The 19,085-nt window shown below is 65.8% G+C and carries 19 protein-coding genes; 7 read left to right on the top strand and 12 right to left on the bottom strand.

What is annotated here, in order from left to right; genetic code table 11:
• Positions 1 to 19: 19 nt before the first annotated feature.
• Positions 20 to 544: a Holliday junction resolvase RuvX gene (gene ruvX, locus ACSQ3P_RS06900; protein ID WP_436164824.1), complete on the top strand. Its 525-nt coding sequence runs from the start codon at positions 20 to 22 to the stop codon at positions 542 to 544.
• Positions 545 to 563: 19 nt separating this feature from the next.
• Here the strand turns inward: ruvX and ACSQ3P_RS06905 are convergent, their stop codons facing one another.
• Positions 564 to 869 (bottom strand): hypothetical protein, encoded by a 306-nt coding sequence (locus ACSQ3P_RS06905; RefSeq protein WP_436164825.1) that lies wholly within the window; start codon positions 867 to 869, stop codon positions 564 to 566.
• Positions 870 to 929: 60 nt separating this feature from the next.
• The gene (locus ACSQ3P_RS06910) at positions 930 to 1,373 is read right to left on the bottom strand and encodes a hypothetical protein (protein ID WP_436164826.1); all 444 of its coding nucleotides are present in this window, start codon (positions 1,371 to 1,373) and stop codon (positions 930 to 932) included.
• Between the two features lie 267 nt (positions 1,374 to 1,640).
• Between ACSQ3P_RS06910 and ACSQ3P_RS06915 the strand changes: the two genes are divergently transcribed.
• The 3 genes from ACSQ3P_RS06915 to ACSQ3P_RS06925 all read left to right on the top strand — a co-directional run bounded on the left by ACSQ3P_RS06915 (position 1,641) and on the right by ACSQ3P_RS06925 (position 3,149).
• The gene (locus tag ACSQ3P_RS06915; RefSeq protein ID WP_436164827.1) at positions 1,641 to 2,564 is read left to right on the top strand and encodes an AEC family transporter; all 924 of its coding nucleotides are present in this window, start codon (positions 1,641 to 1,643) and stop codon (positions 2,562 to 2,564) included.
• Positions 2,565 to 2,653: 89 nt separating this feature from the next.
• On the top strand, positions 2,654 to 2,800 hold the full coding sequence (locus tag ACSQ3P_RS06920; protein ID WP_436164828.1) for a hypothetical protein: 147 nt from the start codon (positions 2,654 to 2,656) through the stop codon (positions 2,798 to 2,800).
• A 142-nt stretch (positions 2,801 to 2,942) separates the two neighbouring features.
• Positions 2,943 to 3,149 carry a hypothetical protein gene (locus ACSQ3P_RS06925; protein ID WP_436164829.1) on the top strand — a complete coding sequence of 69 codons (207 nt, stop codon included), beginning with the start codon at positions 2,943 to 2,945 and terminating at the stop codon, positions 3,147 to 3,149.
• Positions 3,150 to 3,175: 26 nt separating this feature from the next.
• On the opposite strand, the gene dprA is transcribed toward ACSQ3P_RS06925, so the two are convergent.
• The 5 genes from dprA to ACSQ3P_RS06950 form a co-directional block, all read right to left on the bottom strand.
• Positions 3,176 to 4,402 (bottom strand): DNA-processing protein DprA, encoded by a 1,227-nt coding sequence (gene dprA, locus ACSQ3P_RS06930; protein ID WP_436164830.1) that lies wholly within the window; start codon positions 4,400 to 4,402, stop codon positions 3,176 to 3,178.
• Positions 4,403 to 4,408: 6 nt separating this feature from the next.
• Positions 4,409 to 5,032, bottom strand: coding sequence for a glycerol-3-phosphate 1-O-acyltransferase PlsY (gene plsY / locus ACSQ3P_RS06935; RefSeq protein WP_436164831.1), 624 nt, complete (start codon positions 5,030 to 5,032; stop codon positions 4,409 to 4,411).
• Positions 5,033 to 5,194: 162 nt separating this feature from the next.
• The gene (pyrC, locus tag ACSQ3P_RS06940; RefSeq protein ID WP_436164832.1) at positions 5,195 to 6,499 is read right to left on the bottom strand and encodes a dihydroorotase; all 1,305 of its coding nucleotides are present in this window, start codon (positions 6,497 to 6,499) and stop codon (positions 5,195 to 5,197) included.
• Positions 6,492 to 6,734, bottom strand: coding sequence for a hypothetical protein (locus tag ACSQ3P_RS06945; RefSeq protein WP_436164833.1), 243 nt, complete (start codon positions 6,732 to 6,734; stop codon positions 6,492 to 6,494). Before ACSQ3P_RS06945 ends, pyrC begins: the two co-directional genes overlap by 8 nt.
• A gap of 5 nt (positions 6,735 to 6,739) precedes the next feature.
• Positions 6,740 to 7,684, bottom strand: a complete 945-nt coding sequence (locus tag ACSQ3P_RS06950; RefSeq protein WP_436164834.1) for an aspartate carbamoyltransferase catalytic subunit — start codon at positions 7,682 to 7,684, stop codon at positions 6,740 to 6,742.
• A 220-nt stretch (positions 7,685 to 7,904) separates the two neighbouring features.
• Here ACSQ3P_RS06950 and ACSQ3P_RS06955 point away from each other — a divergent pair, with 220 nt between their 5' ends.
• On the top strand, positions 7,905 to 8,921 hold the full coding sequence (locus tag ACSQ3P_RS06955; protein ID WP_436164835.1) for a hypothetical protein: 1,017 nt from the start codon (positions 7,905 to 7,907) through the stop codon (positions 8,919 to 8,921).
• A 106-nt stretch (positions 8,922 to 9,027) separates the two neighbouring features.
• Here ACSQ3P_RS06955 and panB read toward each other — a convergent pair whose 3' ends face one another.
• Entirely contained in the window at positions 9,028 to 9,849 is an 822-nt protein-coding gene (panB, locus tag ACSQ3P_RS06960) for a 3-methyl-2-oxobutanoate hydroxymethyltransferase (RefSeq protein WP_436164836.1), read from the bottom strand.
• Positions 9,850 to 10,079: 230 nt separating this feature from the next.
• Here panB and topA point away from each other — a divergent pair, with 230 nt between their 5' ends.
• Complete coding sequence (topA, locus tag ACSQ3P_RS06965) at positions 10,080 to 12,767, top strand: type I DNA topoisomerase (RefSeq protein ID WP_436164837.1); 2,688 nt, start codon at positions 10,080 to 10,082, stop codon at positions 12,765 to 12,767.
• Between the two features lie 12 nt (positions 12,768 to 12,779).
• Here topA and ACSQ3P_RS06970 read toward each other — a convergent pair whose 3' ends face one another.
• From ACSQ3P_RS06970 to ACSQ3P_RS06985, 4 genes are all read right to left on the bottom strand, one after another.
• Entirely contained in the window at positions 12,780 to 13,922 is a 1,143-nt protein-coding gene (locus ACSQ3P_RS06970) for a tlde1 domain-containing protein (protein WP_436164838.1), read from the bottom strand.
• A gap of 275 nt (positions 13,923 to 14,197) precedes the next feature.
• A complete protein-coding gene (locus ACSQ3P_RS06975; RefSeq protein ID WP_436164839.1) occupies positions 14,198 to 15,145 on the bottom strand; it encodes a ring-cleaving dioxygenase in 948 nt (315 codons plus the stop codon).
• Between the two features lie 172 nt (positions 15,146 to 15,317).
• A complete protein-coding gene (locus ACSQ3P_RS06980; protein WP_436164840.1) occupies positions 15,318 to 15,653 on the bottom strand; it encodes a hypothetical protein in 336 nt (111 codons plus the stop codon).
• 109 nt (positions 15,654 to 15,762) lie between these two features.
• A complete protein-coding gene (locus tag ACSQ3P_RS06985) occupies positions 15,763 to 18,087 on the bottom strand; it encodes a bifunctional salicylyl-CoA 5-hydroxylase/oxidoreductase (RefSeq protein WP_436164841.1) in 2,325 nt (774 codons plus the stop codon).
• Positions 18,088 to 18,316: 229 nt separating this feature from the next.
• On the opposite strand from ACSQ3P_RS06985, the gene ACSQ3P_RS06990 reads away from it, so the two are divergent.
• Positions 18,317 to 19,084, top strand: a complete 768-nt coding sequence (locus tag ACSQ3P_RS06990) for an SDR family NAD(P)-dependent oxidoreductase (RefSeq protein ID WP_436164842.1) — start codon at positions 18,317 to 18,319, stop codon at positions 19,082 to 19,084.
• The last annotated feature ends 1 nt before the right edge of the window (position 19,085 follow it).

Below are 19,085 nucleotides of genomic sequence, written 5' to 3' on the forward strand. Positions count from 1 at the left end.
GCGTGCTACCGGCCATGGCATGTCAAGCAATGTCGTGCCGCTCGAAACCTTCCTGGACCTGCCCGACCATGCCCGACTGCTCGGGCTCGATCTCGGCACCAAGACGATCGGGCTCGCCTTGTCCGACGTCGAACGGCAGATCGCGACGCCTTTGGAGACGATCCGTCGGGTCAAGTTCGGGCTCGATGCGGCGGCCCTGATCAAGATCGCGCAGAGCCATGCCGTCGCAGGGCTGATCATCGGCCTGCCGCTCAACATGGACGGCTCGGAAGGACCGCGCGTTCAGTCGACGCGCGCTTTCGTGCGCAATCTGGCGCCGCTCACGCCGCTGCCGATCGCCTATTGGGACGAGCGCATGTCGACCATGGCCGTCACCCGCACCCTGCTGTTCGCCGACGCCTCGCGCGCCAAGCGGGCCGAGGTCGTCGACAAGATGGCTGCCGCCTACATCTTGCAGGGTGCGCTCGACCGGTTGATGCGCATGGAGCCGGGCGATGCCGGACATGACGACGCCGCGCCGGATGGAGCCGACGCGGCGCGTTAGGCGCGCTAAAAGGCCTGATTTACGGGGTCCCGAGGAGCCCGCGCCTGATCAGATCCTGCTGGGTCCCGCGCGGGTTGTTGTTGCCCCTGCCCGGTCCAGCTCCCTGATCATAACCGCGCGCCCGACGATCGTAGCCGCCGCGATCATCGCGGCGGTAACCATCGCGCCGATCATAGCGGTCCCTGCGCTCGTAGCGCTCACGCCGATCATAATCGGGATCGCGGTCATAGCCGCGATTATACTGGGCCGAGGCCGAGCCGGCTCCGCCAATGGCGGACACGACGAGGCCAAGGCAAAGCCATATCGCCTTGCGATCGTAAGACATCGAATTTTTTCCAGTCATGTCGGCAGGCCCGGCCTTTCCGGCCGGGCCTGCCCATGTGTGTCAGCGACCGCCGCGAGACGGGTCGACCGATCCGTTACGGGAGCGATAGCGTGAGTCGTAGCCACCTTGATAGTACTGGTAGCGCGGGGCGTAGACTGGAGCCTCCTCATAGACCGGCGCCGGCTCGTAATAGACCGGGCGGCGCGGGGCATAGTAGCCGTCGTCATAGCCGTCATAGGGATCGGCATAGGCCGGGCGGCTCGAAGCGATCGCCGCCGCACCGAGGAGGCCGAGGCCAACCGCACCAGCGACGGCCGCACCGCGCCCACCATGCCAACCGCGACGATGGCCGCGATAATAGCTGTATTCGGCCGGGGCCGCATCGAGCCTCTGCGCATCGACACGCAGTCGCGTCTCGCTTGCGAAGGCAGGAGTCACGAGCCCTGCGCCTGCGATAGCCGCAGCCGTCACGCCCGCGATGAAAACAGTCCTCTTGGAAGCCATGATGGTATCTCCTGAGGTGGTCAGCAGCAGCATCCACAAGATGCCTGCGCCGAATTGAACACGGCCTGAACCAATCGCGGCAGTATTGCGGCGACAGCAGGCCGCCCATTCCTCTGCGCCCTTGTCCGGGCCTCATCGCCATGACAGGAGAATGACCCGCCTTGACGATGCTCTTGGTCTCAACAACGAGCGTCTCGGCCGCTTGTTCCGATTTCGGGCGCCCCAGCCCGCCGCGACCGGCAGCCGCCACCTGGATCCGCCCGCGACATGAGCCCGATGATCAACAGCCTCGTCGCCGTCTTCCTGGTGATCGCAACGGGATGGGGCCTCAAGACCGCGGGCTTCGTCACGGCGACGCATTGGAGCGGCGTCGAGCGCCTGACCTATCAGGTGCTGTTCCCCGCGGTCGTGATCCATACCCTGGCTGTCGCCGATCTGAGCCGCCTGCCCGTCCTGGCGATGGGCCTGAGCCTGATCCTGACCATACTCTGCGTCGCCGCGGCGCTTTTGTTGAGCCGCCCCCTGCTGCGACGTCTCGGGATCGAGGGTCCGGCCTTCACCTCGATCTTCCAGGGCTCGGTGCGCTGGAATACCTTTGTTGGCCTGGCGCTCGCCTCGGGGCTCCTGGGCCGCGACGGCGCGACGATGATGGCGATCGCGGTCGCGGCGATGATCCCGCTGCTGAACGTGATGTGCGTGATCGTACTGGCGCGCTACGCCAACGGACAGCCGATGAGCCCAGGTGCAACGATACGCTCGGTCGCGCTCAATCCCTTCATCTGGTCGTCGGCGCTCGGGCTGATCCTCAACCAGTTGCAGTGGATGCTCCCGGTCGCGGTTGCGACCTATGTCGATATCCTGGGCCGCGCGGCGCTCGGCATCGGGCTGTTGGTGGTCGGGGCCGGGCTCGATCTGGGCCGCCTCGCCAAGCCCCGGCTCGCTCATGGCCTGGCCATCGCGCTCAAGCTCGTCGTCATGCCGGTGCTGGCCTGGACGCTCGCCCGGCAGCTCGGCGTCTCGGGGCCCGCCCTGACGATGACGGTGGTCGCCGCCGCCGTCCCGACCGCCACGGCCGCCTATTTCCTGGCGCGCGACCTCGGCGGAGACGCGCCGCTGATGGCCGAGATCACGACGATGCAGACCTTGCTCGCGCTCGGTACCCTGCCGCTGGCGGTGCTCATCCTCACCTGAGCGACCTCTGCCACGTTTAGGATAGTCATCTCGCCGAAGAGCCACAGCTCTCCGAATTGCAGCAGGCGACCCTGCTCTACATCGAGCGCATGAGCGCCGAGCTGCTCCGGATGGCTAAATCCGCCGATATGGAGAGCCTCGCCTTTTTCCTGGACATGGCGCGGCTCGAAGCATCCATCCAGCTCAAGCGCGAAGCCGGCACGACCCTGATGCGGCCTCGCAAGGAGCAGGGATAGCTCAAGTCAATCTTTTTTAAACTCCAGGTTGCAATATCATGACGCCGCACCCTATGGAGGCATGGACGTGACTGCAGCTGCCGAACCCGGCCAAGCCCTCCCCGGAACCCAGCCCCGCAAGGGCGGCGAAGCTTCGTCTCCCATGGCCGCTGCGCCGGCCGGCGCGATCAATGGCTGCGTCGCCCAGCAGCGCCAGCTCCAGTTCGAGGTCTCGCACTATATCGAATTGCTGCTCATCGAACTCGGCACGATGGCGCGCGCCGCCGATCTGCGGCATCTGGTCTATTTCCTCGAACTAACGCGCCAGGAGGCGAGCCACCAGACCGAGCGTTGCCGCCCCGATCACTGACAGCCTTCGCGCCACGCGATCCCACCTCAGGGCATCAGGCGCGTCAGCAAGCCGCCCGGCTGCCGCAAGACCGTGCCTGAAAGCTCCAGCTCCAGAAGCTCCCGGCTGACGTCGCGGGCGGAACGGCCGCTGGCGCGAACGAGATCGTCGATCGAGATCGGCGCCGCCCCAAGCAGATCGAGCAGGTTGATGCCCTGATCGCTCGTCTCCGACGGCAGGGCCTTGTCCTGCCACGCCTTGTCCTGCCAAGCCGTCTCCGCCGGGAGTTCCGTCTTCGGCGCGGGCGTAATCCCAGGCAGATCGAGCTCGTCCCACAGCGCCTGGGGCGGAGCCTCTCCCGCGCCATCCCGCATCACGGCTCCGCCGCCGCCAGGCCACTGTTCGAACTCGACCAGCGGCAGCAGCGCCTCGATGACGTGAGCGGCTTCCGCACAAAGCGTCGCGCCCTCACGAATCAGGTGGTTGCCACCCTCGGCGCGCGGATCGAGCGGCGAACCGGGAACCGCGAAAACCTGCCGGCCTTGCTCATTGGCGAATCGCGCCGTGATTAGCGAGCCCGATTTGCGTGCCGCTTCGACCACCACGGTTCCCAACGACAGCCCGGAGACGAGCCGGTTGCGGCGCGGAAAGTCGCGCCCGCGCGGAGCCCAGCCCATCGGCATCTCGCTGATCCCGGCGCCGCTCTCCAGAAGCCGCCGGAACAACGGCTCATTTTGAGGCGGATAGACCTCGTCGAGACCGCCAGCCAGCACGGCGATCGTTCCAGTCCCAAGGCTCGCTTCATGGGCTGCGGTGTCGATGCCGCGCGCCAGCCCCGAGACCACGACGAAACCCGCCTCCCCAAGATCGCGCGCCAGCCTGGCTGTGAATTTCTGCCCGGCGGCGGAAGCGTTGCGCGAGCCGACGAGCGCAACGCAAGGCCGCAGCAGTGCATCAGCAGCCCCAATCACTGCCAGCAAAGGCGGGGCCGAATCGATCGCCTGCAAGGGCTTCGGATAGGCCGCCTCGCCCAGGGCGATCAAACGGCCACCCTGATGCTGTAGAGCCGCAAACTCACGCTCCGCCTCGGCCGGCGTGCAGAGCCGCAGCGTGCGGCCGGACTGCCGTGCGAGATCCGGCAGGGCTTCAAGCGCTGCGGCCGCCCCGCCGAAGCGGTTCATCAAGGCGCGGAAGGTGCGCGGGCCGACGCTTTCGCTGCGGATCAGTCTCAGCCAATCCAGGCGCTGGCGATCGGTGAGGGCGACGCCAGCCATGCCCGTTCAGTCCTTCTGGCCGATCTTGCCTTCGCGGCCGCCGAGCAGCCGCGCGATGTTCTCCCGGTGCATGAACCAGAGCAGCACGGTGAGCAGCGCCATCACTGCCGCCATCTGATATTCATGCGCCCAGAACCAGAGCAGGAGCGGCGCCAGCACGCTCGCCAGCAGCGCCGAGACCGAGGAATACCGGCTGAGATAGGCGACGCTGAGCCATATCGCGGCAAAAGTGACAGCAATCGGCCATTTCAACCCGATCAGGATACCGAGATAGGTGGCGACACCCTTGCCGCCACGAAAGCGCAGCCAGACCGGGAAGAGATGGCCGAGAAACGCTCCGAACCCTGCCAGCAGGGCGGCGCTCTTGCCGCCGACGAGATAGGCGCCGAGCAGCACCGCCGCCGTGCCCTTGAGCATGTCGCCGGCCAGCGTCAGGGCTGCGAGCTTCTTGTTGCCGGTGCGCAGTACATTGGTCGCGCCGATATTACCCGAGCCGATGCTGCGCAGATCCGGCCCGCCCGACAGGCGCGTCAGGATGATCCCGAAGGGAATCGAGCCGAGCAGATAGCCGATGGCGAGGGCCGCACAGACAGGGGGCCATGACAGGCCCAAATTCATCCAGTCCGGCATGCCGCCCCTCTCGTCTCAGCCCGCATGCGGGAGCTTAGAGCATTGCGCGAAAAAGTGGGTACCGGTTTTTCGTAGGAGCAATGCTCTCAACTCCTGGAATCGATCATTGCTTTAACGCGTTTTCTTCACGCGAACCGGTATCCACTTCGCTCGAAAACGCTTTTAGACCGCGTCGTCGTGATAGACCACCCTGCCCGCGACCAGTGTCGTGCGCACCAGCCCTTCGAGCTTGGCCTCGTCGAAAGGCGAGTTCTTGGCGCGCGATTTGAGCTTGCGCTTGTCGACGACATGCGGGGCATCGGGATCGAACAGAGCGAGGTCTGCGGGCGCGCCCACCGCAAGCCGGCCGCCGGGCAGGCCCAGCAAGCCGGCCGGCCTCGCCGAGAGCGAAGCCAGCAGCGTGGCGAGGCCGATCTGCCCGGCATGGACCATGCGCAGGGCGGCCGGCAGCAAGGTCTCGATGCCGAGCGCGCCGTCGGCGGCTTCCGCAAAGGGCTGGCGCTTGGTCTCGACGTCCTGGGGATCATGATCGGACACCACGACGTCGATGACGCCCTCGGCCAGCGCCGCGACCATGGCGAGGCGTTCCTGCTCATGGCGCAGCGGCGGGGAGACCTTGCAGAAGGTGCGATAGTCCCCGACATCGTTCTCGTTCAGCGTCAGGTTGTTGATCGAGACGCCGCAGGTGACGCGCAGTCCCGATGCCTTGGCCCGGCGCACCAGTTCGACCGATTCCGCGCAGGAAATCATCGCCGCGTGGTAGCGCGAGCCGGTCGCCCGCGCGAGCCGGATGTCGCGCTCCAGCATCACGGTCTCGGCCTCGTGGGGGATGCCCGGCAACCCCTTGCGGCTGGCGAACTCGCCCTCGTTCATGACGCCCGAACCGCGCAGATCGGGATCCTCGACATGGTTCATCAACAGCGCGTCGAAATCGCGGGCGTAAATCATCGCCCGGCGCAGCAATTGCGGATTGCGGACTGCCTTGGCGCCATCGCCGAAGGCCACAGCACCGGCTTCCAGCAACAGGCCGAACTCGGTGATCTCCTTGCCCAGCATACCCTTGGTCAGGGCTGCCGAAGGCAGAACGTTGACGATCGCCTTGTCGCGGGCGCGGCGCTTGATGAAGTCGATGATCGCGGGATCGTCGATCGGCGGATCGGTATCGGGCCGGCAGACCACCGTGGTGACGCCGCCCGCAGCGGCGGCTTGCGAGCCGGTGCCGAGCGTCTCGCGGAATTCGGCCCCCGGCTCGCCGAGAAAGGCGCGCAGATCGACCAGCCCCGGCGCCAGAACCAGGCCGCCCGCATCGATCAGATGCGTGCCTTCCGCGACGGTCGGGGGGGCGCCGCCCCAGACGACATCCACGATCAGGCCCGACCGGATGAGAAGCGAACCGCGCTGGTCGCGTCCCGTCGCCGGATCGATGAGCCGGGCGTTGACGATCGCGATGTCCTGAAGTTCAGCCATGGTCGGTTCCATTCCTGCCGTCACGGCTCTGCCTGCGCGCGAAGGCATAAGTCCAGAAGCCCACCAGCCCCCAGAAGGCCAGACATAAAACAGCGCCCGCGACGACGATGAACCAGGTCCAGCCCGAGCGCGGCTCGGCGTAGAGGAACCCGGCCGAGACGACGAGATAGAGCGCCACGAAGACGTATCGGACCCGGCGCATCAGCTTCAGCAGCAGGGCAAGGGCGAGATCCACTGCGCTCAGCCATTCGGCAGGTGCTGGGCGAGTGCATCGAGTACGGCCATGCGGACGGCGACGCCCATCTCGACCTGTTCGCGGATCAAGGACTGTGCGCCGTCGGCGACCTCGGAGGAGATCTCGACACCGCGATTCATCGGGCCTGGATGCATCACGAGCGCATTCGGCTGAGCCGCGTCGAGCTTGTCGCGATCGAGGCCGAAATAGCGGAAATACTCCTTTGGAGACGGCACGAACGCGCCATGCATACGTTCGAGCTGCAGGCGCAGCATCATCACGATGTCAGCGCCTTCCAGCCCCTTCTTCATGTCGGTGAAGACAGTAACGCCCATGCGCTCGATGCCGGCCGGCAGCAGGGTCGAGGGTGCGATCAGGCGGACTTTCGCGCCGAGCGCGTTCAGGAGGATGATGTTGGAGCGGGCGACGCGCGAATGCAGGATGTCGCCGCAGATCGCTACCGTCAGCCCGGCGATGCGGCCCTTGTTGCGGCGGATGGTGAGCGCGTCGAGAAGCGCCTGCGTCGGGTGCTCATGGGCGCCATCGCCGGCATTGACCACGGAGCAATCGACCTTGCGGGCCAAAAGATTGACCGCACCGGCCGCATGATGGCGCACCACCAGGATATCGGGCCGCATCGCGTTCAGCGTCGCGGCGGTGTCGATCAGCGTCTCGCCCTTCTTCACCGAAGAGGAGGCGACCGACATGTTCATGACATCGGCGCCGAGCCGCTTGCCGGCGAGCTCGAAGGAGGCCTGCGTTCGGGTCGAGGGCTCGAAGAACAGGTTGATCTGGGTGCGGCCGCGCAGGGTCGCCGTCTTCTTTTCGACCTGCCGGGAGAGCGCGACATAGGTGTCGGCCCTGTCCAACAGCGCCTCGATGTCCAGATGGGACAACCCCTCGATGCCGAGGAGGTGGCGGTGCGGGTAGAGCGGTGCTGGCGATGTCATTTGAAGACGGGTGTTTAGGCGCGAGTCGTGGCGCGCGCAAGGCGGTGCTGCATATTGTCGTCTACCGCTAGGTCATGTCAGATGAGCCCAACGCTGAGACAGGGGAGTTTTCATGAAACGGCCCGCGCTTGCGCTGCTGAGCGCGATCCTTGTGACGGCAGGTAGCGAGGCAAAGGCCGCCGCCTGCACCTGCGAAGGGCTGAAATCCTTGCAGAATGAATTGAAGCTCGCCCTGACGCTGCGCGACAAGCACGCCGCCAAGGCCCACGATCTGCGCGAGAAATACGGCGCCCCGCCGAAGGATTTCGCCGTCAACGCTGCACGGCGGGATTACGAGGCCTTCGAAGCTCCGCCCAAAAAGGGCGAGAAACCAGCGCCGGGCAGCGCACGGGATGGCCTCCCCCCGCCGACGCCGGGGGCCCCGCAGGAGATCAAATTCGTACCGCGCGGAGCACAGCTGCGCGACAACGCCGCCAACAACCGGGAGAAGGAAGGCATTCCGGAAGCAACAAAATGGGTGAACGACTACACTCAGCCCGACCTTCCGCTGCGCCGCGAGATCGAGGAAAAACACCGCAAGGCCGGCAAGGATCTGTGTGCACCCGAGAACGAAGCCGCGATGAAGCAGGCGACGACACAAGGAAGCGTCTGCGACGGGATTGCGAAGGCGCTTCAGGTCCATGAGGCCGCACATCGCGATACATGCCAGCGACTGGGCTTCTACGCATTCAACGAGCGCCATGCCTATGAACAGGCCGAGGACGAAGTGAAGGCCTATAGGGCCCAGATCGAGGTGCTGGCCGGCGAGATCCGGCGCGTGCTGAAGCAGAAGAAAACCAAGATCACCTCCGGCAGCCCGGGCCCGACGCCTGAGAGCCTACTCGGAATCGAGGTTCGCTGCGCCCTGGCCTTCAGCGTCGCCGGCCAGGTCGACGACCTGAAATTCTCCGACAAGGTCTGCGATTCGGCAGAGGCATTCACAGTCAAAACCTCGCCGAATGCCAATTTCCAATTCACGCCGAACGGCGAGAAGACGGGAACCTACGCCTATAACGGACGGATGGTCGGGGCCCAGTTCTATGGCAGCGGCAGCTATGCGCTGGAATTGCAAGACGGCAAAGGCACATTGAAGCTCGACGGCTCCGGCCGCTGGAACGTCAAGCATCCAATGGGCAATTCCTCCAAAAGCGGCCCCGAAACCCTGCGGGCGACGGAGCTTCCCGAGGGCTGCAACTAGAGCATTTCCGCGTTTCTCCGAATTGCGGAAATGCTCGACCTCCTTGCTTTATCGCATTGTCTTCACGCGGACCGGTGTCCACTTCGCTCGAAAATGCTCTGGAGCCTCACTCCGCCTTCACGCTGTAGACGTGATCGGCCCCGGGGAATCGGCGGGCCCGGACGTCGTCGGCATAGCCGGTGATCGCCTGCCTCACCTCAGCGGCGAGATTGCCATAGGTTTTCACGAATTTCGGCACGCGCCCGGTCAGGCCGAGCATGTCGTCGAGGACGAGGATCTGGCCGTCGCAAGCCGCGGACGCGCCGATGCCGATGGTCGGGATGCCGACCCCCTCAGTGATCTGCGCGGCCAGCGGTTCGGCGACAGCCTCGATCACCATCGCGAAGGCGCCCGCCTGCGCGACCGCATCGGCATCTGCGAGAATGGCCGGCCACTGCGCCTTGCTGCGGCCCTGTGCCTTGAAGCCGCCGAGCGTGTTGACGGCCTGCGGCGTCAGCCCGATATGGCCCATGACGGGCACGCCGCGCTCGACCAGGAAGCGGATCGTCTGCGCCATGCGCGCGCCGCCTTCGAGCTTGACCGCGCCGCAACCGGTCTCCTTGAGGATGCGGGCGGCGTTGCGCAGGGCCTGCTCGCGGCTTTCCTCGTAGCTGCCGAAGGGCATATCGACCACGATGAGGGCCTGGCGCGTCGCGCGCATCACGGCCTGGCCATGCAGGATCATCATCTCCAGCGTCACCGGAACGGTGCTGTCGAGCCCATAGACCACCATGCCGAGCGAATCGCCGACCAGGATGAAATCGGCGACCTCGTCGACGATGCCCGCCATCGCGGCGGTATAGGCGGTCAGAGAGACGATCGGCTCGCCGGATTTGCGTATCTGGATGTCCTGCGCGGTCCGGCGCTTGATCAAGCTGTGTACAGACACGATATCCTCCGCTCATCGTCGTCGAACGCCAGCGCCCCCGGTAAGGCCTCCACCCGCCCGGGCAAAGCATAATCGGCGTTTGACAGAGAGAACGGCGTGAACCACTTTCGCGCGCCATTCCGAACCGCTATCAACGCGCCCTGCGCCAAGCTTCGCCAGGCAGGCACATAACGTGCTTTCCCTGTGCTTTGCCCGGCCCCGTCCTTCGCCCATTGAGACTGAAACGCACCATGAAGCTCCTCGTCGTCGAGTCGCCGGCCAAGGCCAAGACGATCAACAAATATCTCGGCTCGGATTACGAGGTCATCGCCTCGTTCGGGCATATCCGCGACTTGCCCGCCAAGGACGGCTCCGTCGAGCCCGAGCAGGACTTCGCGATGAAGTGGGAGATCGAGGGGCGTGGCGCCAAGCAGGTCGCCGAGATCGTCAAGGCGCTGAAGGGCGCCGACAAGCTGATCCTCGCAACCGACCCGGACCGCGAGGGCGAGGCCATCTCCTGGCACGTGCTGGAAGCGCTGAACGCCAAGCGGGCGCTCAAGGGCATTCCCGTCGAGCGTGTCACCTTCAACGCCGTGACCAAGGACGCAGTGCAGAAGGCGCTCGCCAACCCGCGCCAGGTCGACCAGGCGCTGGTCGACGCCTATCTGGCACGCCGGGCGCTCGACTATCTCGTCGGCTTCACGCTCTCCCCCGTGCTCTGGCGCAAATTGCCCGGTGCGCGCTCGGCCGGCCGTGTCCAGTCGGTCGCGCTCCGCATCGTCTGCGACCGTGAGCGCGAGATCGAGGCCTTCCGGGCACGCGAATACTGGTCGCTGGTGGCCACGCTTGCCACCAGCGCGGGCGGCGTCTTCGACGCACGGCTCGTCGGCGCCGACGGCAAGAAGATCACCCGGCTCGACATCGGCACAGGCGACGAGGCGCGCGCCTTCAAGGCGGCACTGGAGACTGCCGCCTTCAGCGTGGCGAATGTCGAGGCCAAGCCCGTCAAGCGCCACCCCTATCCGCCCTTCCAGACCTCGACCTTGCAACAGGAGGCCTCGCGCAAGCTGGGCCTCGCCCCGGCGCGGACGATGCAACTGGCGCAGCGGCTCTATGAGGGCGTCGACATCGGCGGCGAGACCGTCGGCCTCATCACCTATATGCGAACCGACGGCGTCGACATGGACGGCTCGGCCATCACCGCCGCCCGGCACGTCATCGGCAAGGAGTTCGGCGACGCCTATGTTCCCGGCGTACCGCGCAAATACACGGTCAAGGCCAAGAACGCGCAGGAGGCCCATGAGGCGATCCGGCCGACCGATCTCGGCCGCCTGCCGGCCATGGTCGCGCGCCATCTCGAACCCGAGCAGGCCAAGCTCTACGAACTGATCTGGAAGCGCACCATCGCCAGCCAGATGGAATCGGCCTCGCTCGAACGCACCACGGTCGACATTGCGGCCAAGGTCGGGACGCGCAATCTGGAACTGCGCGCCACCGGCCAGGTCGTGCTCTTCGACGGCTTCCTGACGCTCTATCAGGAGAGCCGCGACGACGAGGAGGACGAGGACTCCAAGAAGCTGCCGGCGATGAAGGATGGCGAGCTGCTCGAGAAGCGCGCCATCGCGGCCGACCAGCACTTCACGGAGCCGCCGCCGCGCTATTCGGAGGCCAGCCTCGTCAAGCGCATGGAAGAGCTCGGCATCGGCCGGCCCTCGACCTATGCCGCGACGCTGTCGACCCTGCGCGACCGCGAATATGTGCGCATCGAGAAGAAGCGCCTCGTCCCCGAGGACAAGGGCATGCTGGTGACGGCGTTCCTGGAGAGCTTCTTCAAGCGCTATGTCGAGTTCGACTTCACGGCGAATCTCGAGGAGCAGCTCGACCGGGTCTCCAACGCCGAGATCGACTGGAAAGTGCTGCTGCGCGAATTCTGGGAAGAGTTCACCAAATCGATCGGCGAGACCAAGGATCTGCGCGTCACCGAGGTGCTGGAGGCGCTGAACGGCGTGCTCGGCGCCCATGTCTTCCCGGCGCGCGAGGATGGCGGCGATCCGCGCTCCTGCCAGGTCTGCGGCACCGGTACGCTCTCGCTCAAGCTCGGCAAGTTCGGCGCCTTCGTCGGCTGTTCGAACTATCCGGAATGCCGCTACACCCGGCCGCTGACCGTCTCCGCGGCTGATGGCGAAGCCACCGCCGAAGGCGGCCAGGGTGCGCCGGGCGTGCGCATTCTCGGCAAGGATCCGGTTACGGAGGTCGACGTCACGCTGCGTGATGGCCGCTTCGGGCCCTATATCCAGCTCGGCGAGGGTGAAAAGCCCAAGCGCTCCAGCCTGCCCAAGGGCATGAGCGCGGCCAGCGTGACGCTGGAGAAGGCGCTGGCGCTGCTGGCGCTGCCAAGGGAGGTCGCAAAGCATCCCGAGAGCGGCGAGCCGATCCTCGTCGGCATCGGCCGCTACGGGCCCTATGTCCAGCACGGCAAGACCTACGCCAATATCGACAAGGATGACGATATCCTCGAACTCGGCGGCAACCGCGCCATCGACCTGATCGTCGCCAAGGAGAGCGGCGGCGGCGGCAGCCGTTTCGGGCGCGGCGCAGCCGTGCCGGGGCGCGATCTCGGGGAGCACCCGGGCGGCGGCAAGCTCGTCGTCCGCGCCGGCAAATACGGCCCTTACGTCAACTGGGGCAAGGTCAATGCGACCCTGCCCAAGGCGATGACGCAAGAGGCGATCACGCTCGAACAGGCGGTCGAACTCGTCAACGCCAAGGCCGAGGCCAGCGGCGTCAAGGGCGGTGGGAAGCCAAAGGCTGCGGCGAAGACGAAGGCACCCGCCAAGGCTGCCGCGAAATCCTCGGCCAAGCCCAAGGCCGCTGCAAAGGCAAAGGCAAAGGCGCCCGCCAAGGCAGCGGCGAAACCGAAGGCCACCGCCAAGGGCTAATGGGCGGCGGCGTCAGCTCCTGCTGGCGACGACAACCAGGCGCTTCACTTCGCCGCGCAGATAGGCCTGCAGGAATTTGTCGTAGTCCTTGAACGACACGCAGCCATTCGAATCGCCGTTGGGGCCGAGCAGATAGGTGTGGGTCAGGAGGCCGGCGCGGCCATGGATCGCGCCGCTGCCGCCGACGGGATTGAGACGCAGCGCCCGCACGCCATGGAACAGCGCCTCGCGCTCGGTCAGATCATAAGTATGCGGCGGCGTGGCGCCGTGCATGCGGACATGGACGAAACGAGGGTCGTCCATCTTGTCGCCGAGGCCTGAATGCGCCTCCAGGCGATCGCCATTGGGCATGTAGACCGTGCGCGCGCTGATGTCGTAGATCGCCGTCGCCTGCGCCGAACCGAACGACGGCGCCGTGCCGGGGCTGAGCCGGCGTCCGCGTGAACGGTCGACGACATCATCCTCGGGCGCCGCGTAGGCAAGAGCGGGCCCGGCCGGCTGCGGTGGCACGCCGAAGAATTTTTCGAAGAATGAACGGTTATCCGGCGCTTGCGCAGGCGCGGAGGCGACCTTGGGCCGGCGCGCCGGCTGGCGCAGCACGATGGCCGGCGGCTCGCGGGTCTCGGGAAGCTTGAGCTCAGACGGCCGTGCGATCGGCAGCGGCGCGCCGGGCGCGAGCCTGGGTGCTGCAGGGGTCTTGAGAATTTCCGACACCGACCCGGTCGAAGGAGATGCCGTAGGCGCAATGCTGCCGGTTGTGTCCACGTCGCGCGGGACGATGGCAACCGAGGCCGAAACGATTGGCTGCGACAGGGCGGCAGGCGCGAGCGAAGCCGTCTGCAGCGGCGTGTTGACGTAGAAGCCCGCATCCAGCGGTGCGCTGCGCGCGAGCGTGGTGGGCGCAGGGCCGAGCTTGAATTCGGAATTCAGCAGATTGCTGTAAACTCTTGCTGTCTCTGTCTTTTGCAGCGACGCAGCCGCCGTCCGCACAGACCTCGCATCATGTGTCGCCGGCCTATCCTGCGATCCATCCATCGCCAGGAAACCAAGTGCGGTGGTGGCTGCGACGAAGGCAAGCTGGAGCAACACCTTGCGGCGCAGCCGGGCGCGCGAGCGCAACCTGACTGCACGCGGCCTGTAGCCTTGGTCCGACATGGGGCGGCGCTCTCAACTCAACAACGCAACACGCCGCTTACCCCAGTGAACGAACCCAAAGCGACCGTTTCGCCGCCGTGCTCGAACAAGAGCACAGACTGAGACAGGCGCTGATCGTCCATGCAGGGAAGCCAGCAACTCGACTGAGTTCAGTAAAATCCTGCGTGGTTAATTGCGGGTGAATCGAACGCGGCAATTTGCGACAAAAAAGGCGCGGCGGCCCGATCTGGTCCGCCGCGCCTCATAAGTCGGCGCGTTGAAGTTCTTCCAGCCTGTCAGAGTGGCTTCAGCCCTGCCTCGATCTGCGCCCGCTTCGACTCCAGGAAGGGCGGCAGGGCGAGCTTCTCGCCCATCGTCTCGGCCGGCTCATCGGCGGAGAAGCCGGGCTCGTCAGTGGCGATCTCGATCAGGATGCCGTTCGGCTCACGCAGATAGAGCGAGCGGAAGTAGAAGCGGTCGACCTTGCCGCTATTGGGATAGCCGGCCGCCTTGAGGCGCTCCGCCCAGGCGTCGTAATCGGCGAAGGTCGGCGTGCGCAGCGCGAGGTGATGCACGCCGCCTGCCCCTTCGCGCGCCTGCGGCGCATCGGGCTCGACTGCGACATGCAGCTCGGCAGCCGGACCACCCTCCCCGATCTTGAAGACATGGATCTCGCCGCTGGCATGGGCAGCATCGCGATAGGACGCGATGCGTTCTAGGCCGAGAAGCTGGGTCAGCACGACCTCAGTGCGCTCGAGCTTCGGCACCGAGATGGTGACGGGCCCGAGCCCGCGGATCTGATGCTCGGCGGGAACCGGGCTCTTCTCCCAGACGACGAAGGGGATCTCGCCGCCATCTGCGAGCAAGGTCAGGCGCTGGCCCTCCGGATCCTCGAAATCGACGGCTGAGCGGCCATTGATCGCGCGGATGTCTGAAACCTTGACGCCGGCCTTGGTCAGACGCTCGCGCCACCACTCCAGCGACGCCTCATTGGCGACACGCAGCGAGGTGCGATTGATCGAATGCGTGCCACGCCGGGCCGGTGAGGCAGGCCAGTCGAAAAAGGTCAGGTCCGATCCAGGCGAGCCGGCGCCATCGGCATAGAACAGGTGATAGGCCGAGGTGTCGTCCTGGTTCACTGTCTTCTTGACGAGCCGCATGCCCAGCGTCTCGGCATAGAAGCGGCGGTTGCCCGGCGCATCGGCCGAGATGGCAGTGACGTGGTGAATGCCGGTGAGCTTCATCGGGAACCTCATGATTGGGCGCCAGGCCGGATCGGCCCGCTGTCTGCGCTGGAGATAGCCCCTCCCGCCGCCAGCGGAAGCCCCCATCGCCCAATCTCAACCTTGCATCTGCGCAATCAACAGGGAGAAACACTCCGGCCGACACGCGTCCGCGCAATCGGACTCTGCTGCGCTACGGGGTCGTCGTTGCAGGCGGAGCGGAAATTTGCGGAGCCGTTGCCTTGTCGGCAGGCGTCGCGGGCGTCGTGCAGTCCTGCGGCTTGGCCTTGCAATCATAGATCATGGTCGGCGCGGCAGACTGTCCGGAACTCCCGGCCGATGGCAGAATCATGTTCTGGCCCCTGTCGACCTGCGAGGGATGCGTCGTCACCGGGCCGAGCCCGCTGTTGGATTGCGGTGCGACGGCCGAGGGCGATTGCGTCGGCGTGACCGCCCCCTGGGCGAGCGCGGCGAAAGAGCCGGTCGCGACGGCTATCGCGGCGACGAGCGAACGGGTGGTGGCGAGCATGTCGGTCCTTCTGGCCGGGACTGTGATACTCAAGAAACAGGCGGGCACACCGGATGTTCCTCCCGCGCCGGCTTCAGGCCAAGACTGCGTGGCGGCTCGGGTCCCTTGATTAGACCGAGACCGCGTGGCGGCTCGGCTTGGCCTTGAGCTTCAGCGCTTCGCTTTCCTCGCGCTCGCGCGGGGTGTTGCGCATGAGCTGGTCCTTGCCCGGCTGATACTGCACCGGCTGGGCGACATCGACGCCATACCAGGCAGCGGCGCGCAGCACGAAGGAGGGATCGGCCAGATGCGGCCGGCCGAGCGCGACGAGGTCGGCGCGGCCCGAAGCGATGATGGTGTTGACCTGGTCGGCCGTGGTGATGTTGCCGACGCACATGGTCGCGACCCGGGCCTCGTTGCGGATCTGGTCGGAGAACGGCGTCTGGAACATGCGGCCATAGATCGGACGGCTGTCGTTGACCGTCTGCCCGGTCGAGACATCGACGAGGTCGCAGCCCTCCTCCGCGAAGGCCGTGGAGATCGCGATCATGTCCTGCGGGGTCACGCCACCCGCCTTCCAGTCGGTTGCGGAAATGCGCACCGACATCGGCTTCTCCTGTGGCCAGGCTTCGCGCAGGGCGCGGAAGACCTCGAGCGGGTAGCGCAGGCGGTTCTCGACCGAGCCGCCAAATTCATCCGTCCGGTGATTGGTCAGCGGCGAGAGGAAGCTCGCCAGCAGATAGCCATGGGCGCAGTGCAGCTCCAACATGTCGAAGCCGGCGCGCTCGCCACGCTGCGCTGCCGCGACGAACTCGGCCTTGACCCGGCCCATGTCGGAGCGGCTCATCTCGTTCGGAATCTGGCTCTCGGGGTAATAGGGCAAGGGCGAGGCCGAGATGATCGGCCAGGCGCCCTCCTCCAGCGGCTTGTCCATGCCGTCCCACATCAATTTGGTTGCGCCCTTACGCCCGGCATGGCCGAGCTGGAGGCAGATTTTCGCCACCGAATTGGCATGGACGAAGTCGACGATTCGAGCCCAGGCGGCTTCCTGCGCGTCGGTGTAAAGCCCGGCGCAGCCCGGCGTGATGCGCGCATCGGCTGCCACGCAGGTCATCTCGGTGAAGATCAGCCCGGGGCCGCCAATGGCGCGCGAGCCGTAATGCATCAGGTGCCAATCATTGGGCAGGCCATCCCCAGCCGAATACTGGCACATCGGCGAGAGCACCATGCGGTTCTCGACCTGCATCTCGCGCAGCTTGAGCGGCTGGAAGGCCGGCGGCACGGGAGCACCGTCCTTGCGGGTGCGGGCGAGCGGGCCAAGCTCCTGCGCGACCAGCTTGTCGATCGCCGCGACGAAGCCCGGCGCCCGCAAGGCCAGATTGTCATAGGTGATCGCCTTGGAGCGCGTCATCAGGCCGAAGGCGAAACGCAGCGGGTCGAAATCCCAGAAGCGGCGCAACTGCTCGAACCAGACCAGCGAGACATCGGCCGCGTGCTGCGTCTTCTCGACCTCCTCGCGGCGCGTGCGCTCGAACAGTGCAAGAGCTTCAGCGACATTCAGCTGCGCCTTGCCGAAGGCCTTGTGCAGGGCGATCGCGTCTTCCATCGCAAGCTTGGTGCCCGAGCCGATCGAGAAATGCGCCGTCGCCTTGGCGTCGCCGATCAGAACGACGTTCTCCGAAACCCAGTTGCGGCAGCGGATCATCGGGAAATTCCGCCAGAGCGAGCGATTGGTGACCAGCTTGTGGCCCTGCAGCTCCTCGGCGAAGACGCCTTCGAGAAAGGCGGCCGATTCCGCTTCGCCCAGCTTGTCGAGCCCGGCCCTGGCGAAGGTCTCGGGATCGGTCTCCAGCACCCAGGTCGAGCGGCCGACCTCATATTGGTAGCAATGGGCGATGAAGAGCCCGAATTCGGTTTCCTTGAAGAAGAAGTTGAAGGCGTCGAAGGGGCGGGTCGATCCCATCCAGGTGAAGATGTTGGGCCGCAGGTCGGTCTCAGGCAGGAAGCGCTCGCGCCAGCCCTCGCGGATCCGGCTGTTGATGCCGTCGGCGGCGACGACGAGATCGTAGTCGCGCTTCAGCGCTTCGATATCGGCAGCCTCCTCGCCGAAACGAAGATCGACGCCGAGTTCGCGGGCGCGAGCCTGCACCAGCATGAGCAGAGAACGGCGCGAGCAGCCGCAGAAGCCGTTACCGGAGACGCGCTGGACGCTGTCCTTGAAATGGATCTCGACATCGTCCCAGTATGCGAAATTGTCGCGGATCGCGGCATAGCTTGTCGCATCGGCCGCCTTGAAGGTGTCGAGCGTCTGGTCTGAGAAGACGACGCCGAAGCCGAAGGTGTCGTCGGGCTGGTTGCGCTCGAAGACCGTGACCTCGAGCTGCGGCCAGTCGCGCTTCATCAGGAGCGCGAAATAGAGCCCGGCGGGTCCGCCACCAACGACCGCGATGCGCATCATGACCTCCGAAACATGGGCTGTAAAATTATTTTAGGTCTAAAATAATTTTATCTCAAGAGGTTCATTTCGTTCACCGAAAAATCGAACGACGGGCGTCGTATCTGATCACACGCGGCCAATGCGCGGCAGTTTCCCTGTGATTTCTTCGCCCGCCTCCACAACGATCAGGGCGCTTGCAAATTCCTTTAGACCTAAAATATATTGATTCATCAGGAGGTCGCTCAGGATGGGTCTGGCAGGACAGCATGCACTGGTGACAGGCGGTGGGCGCGGCATCGGCCGCGCCGTCGCAGCCGCACTGAAGCGCGAGGGCGCCCGCGTCAGCATCATCGGGCGCGACGCGAAGGTTCTGCAAGAGGCGGTCGAGGCCGGCGACGCCGACGCGTTCATGTCCTGCGATATCCGCGACGAGGCCGCGACTGCCGCCGCCGCTGCCACCTTGGCGCAAATCCAGCCCCAAGCCCGGCCTTTCGACATCGCCATCGCCAATGCCGGCGCAGTCGAGACCGGGCCGTTCACACGCAGCGATGCCGAGCGCTTCCGGCGCATGAACGAGATCAACCTGATCGGAACGGTCAACGCCTTCCACGCGGTGCTGCCCGGCATGCTGGAGCGCCGCAACGGCCGCTTGATCGCGATCGCCTCGACCGCCGGGCATCGCGGCTACGCCTATGTCTCGGCCTATGCCGCCGCCAAACATGCCGTGATCGGCCTCGTCCGCTCGCTCGCGCTGGAAACGGCGCGCGCCGGCGTCACGGTCAACGCGATCTGCCCGGGCTACACCGACACCGACATGGTTGCAGGCAGCATCAGCGCGATTACCAGCAAGACCGGCCTCACCGACGAGCAGGCGCTGGCGCAACTGGTGAAGGATAATCCGCAGGGGCGCTTGATCGCGCCGCAGGAGGTTGCGGCCGCCGTGCTCTATCTCTGCGGGCCGGCCAGCCAATCTATCACCGGACAATCGATCCTGATCAATGGCGGGGAGTTCTAGG

It is taken from the genome of Allobosea sp. LjRoot9 (assembly GCF_964252745.1).
Classification (GTDB): domain Bacteria; phylum Pseudomonadota; class Alphaproteobacteria; order Rhizobiales; family Beijerinckiaceae; genus Allobosea.

Bases quoted from the DNA above. Each gene is read 5' to 3' on its own strand.
- ACSQ3P_RS06950 (WP_436164834.1), bottom strand. From the start codon at position 7,684: ATGACATCGCCAGCACCGCTCTACCCGCACCGCCACCTCCTCGGCATC.
- ACSQ3P_RS06910 (WP_436164826.1), bottom strand. From the start codon at position 1,373: ATGGCTTCCAAGAGGACTGTTTTCATCGCGGGCGTGACGGCTGCGGCT.
- ACSQ3P_RS06990 (WP_436164842.1), top strand. From the start codon at position 18,317: ATGGGTCTGGCAGGACAGCATGCACTGGTGACAGGCGGTGGGCGCGGC.
- plsY (WP_436164831.1), bottom strand. From the start codon at position 5,032: ATGCCGGACTGGATGAATTTGGGCCTGTCATGGCCCCCTGTCTGTGCG.
- ACSQ3P_RS06985 (WP_436164841.1), bottom strand. From the start codon at position 18,087: ATGCGCATCGCGGTCGTTGGTGGCGGACCCGCCGGGCTCTATTTCGCG.
- ACSQ3P_RS06970 (WP_436164838.1), bottom strand. From the start codon at position 13,922: ATGTCGGACCAAGGCTACAGGCCGCGTGCAGTCAGGTTGCGCTCGCGC.
- ACSQ3P_RS06905 (WP_436164825.1), bottom strand. From the start codon at position 869: ATGTCTTACGATCGCAAGGCGATATGGCTTTGCCTTGGCCTCGTCGTG.
- ACSQ3P_RS06915 (WP_436164827.1), top strand. From the start codon at position 1,641: ATGAGCCCGATGATCAACAGCCTCGTCGCCGTCTTCCTGGTGATCGCA.
- topA (WP_436164837.1), top strand. From the start codon at position 10,080: ATGAAGCTCCTCGTCGTCGAGTCGCCGGCCAAGGCCAAGACGATCAAC.
- pyrC (WP_436164832.1), bottom strand. From the start codon at position 6,499: ATGGCTGAACTTCAGGACATCGCGATCGTCAACGCCCGGCTCATCGAT.
- ACSQ3P_RS06980 (WP_436164840.1), bottom strand. From the start codon at position 15,653: ATGCTCGCCACCACCCGTTCGCTCGTCGCCGCGATAGCCGTCGCGACC.
- ruvX (WP_436164824.1), top strand. From the start codon at position 20: ATGTCAAGCAATGTCGTGCCGCTCGAAACCTTCCTGGACCTGCCCGAC.
- dprA (WP_436164830.1), bottom strand. From the start codon at position 4,402: ATGGCTGGCGTCGCCCTCACCGATCGCCAGCGCCTGGATTGGCTGAGA.
- ACSQ3P_RS06925 (WP_436164829.1), top strand. From the start codon at position 2,943: ATGGCCGCTGCGCCGGCCGGCGCGATCAATGGCTGCGTCGCCCAGCAG.
- ACSQ3P_RS06975 (WP_436164839.1), bottom strand. From the start codon at position 15,145: ATGAAGCTCACCGGCATTCACCACGTCACTGCCATCTCGGCCGATGCG.
- ACSQ3P_RS06920 (WP_436164828.1), top strand. From the start codon at position 2,654: ATGAGCGCCGAGCTGCTCCGGATGGCTAAATCCGCCGATATGGAGAGC.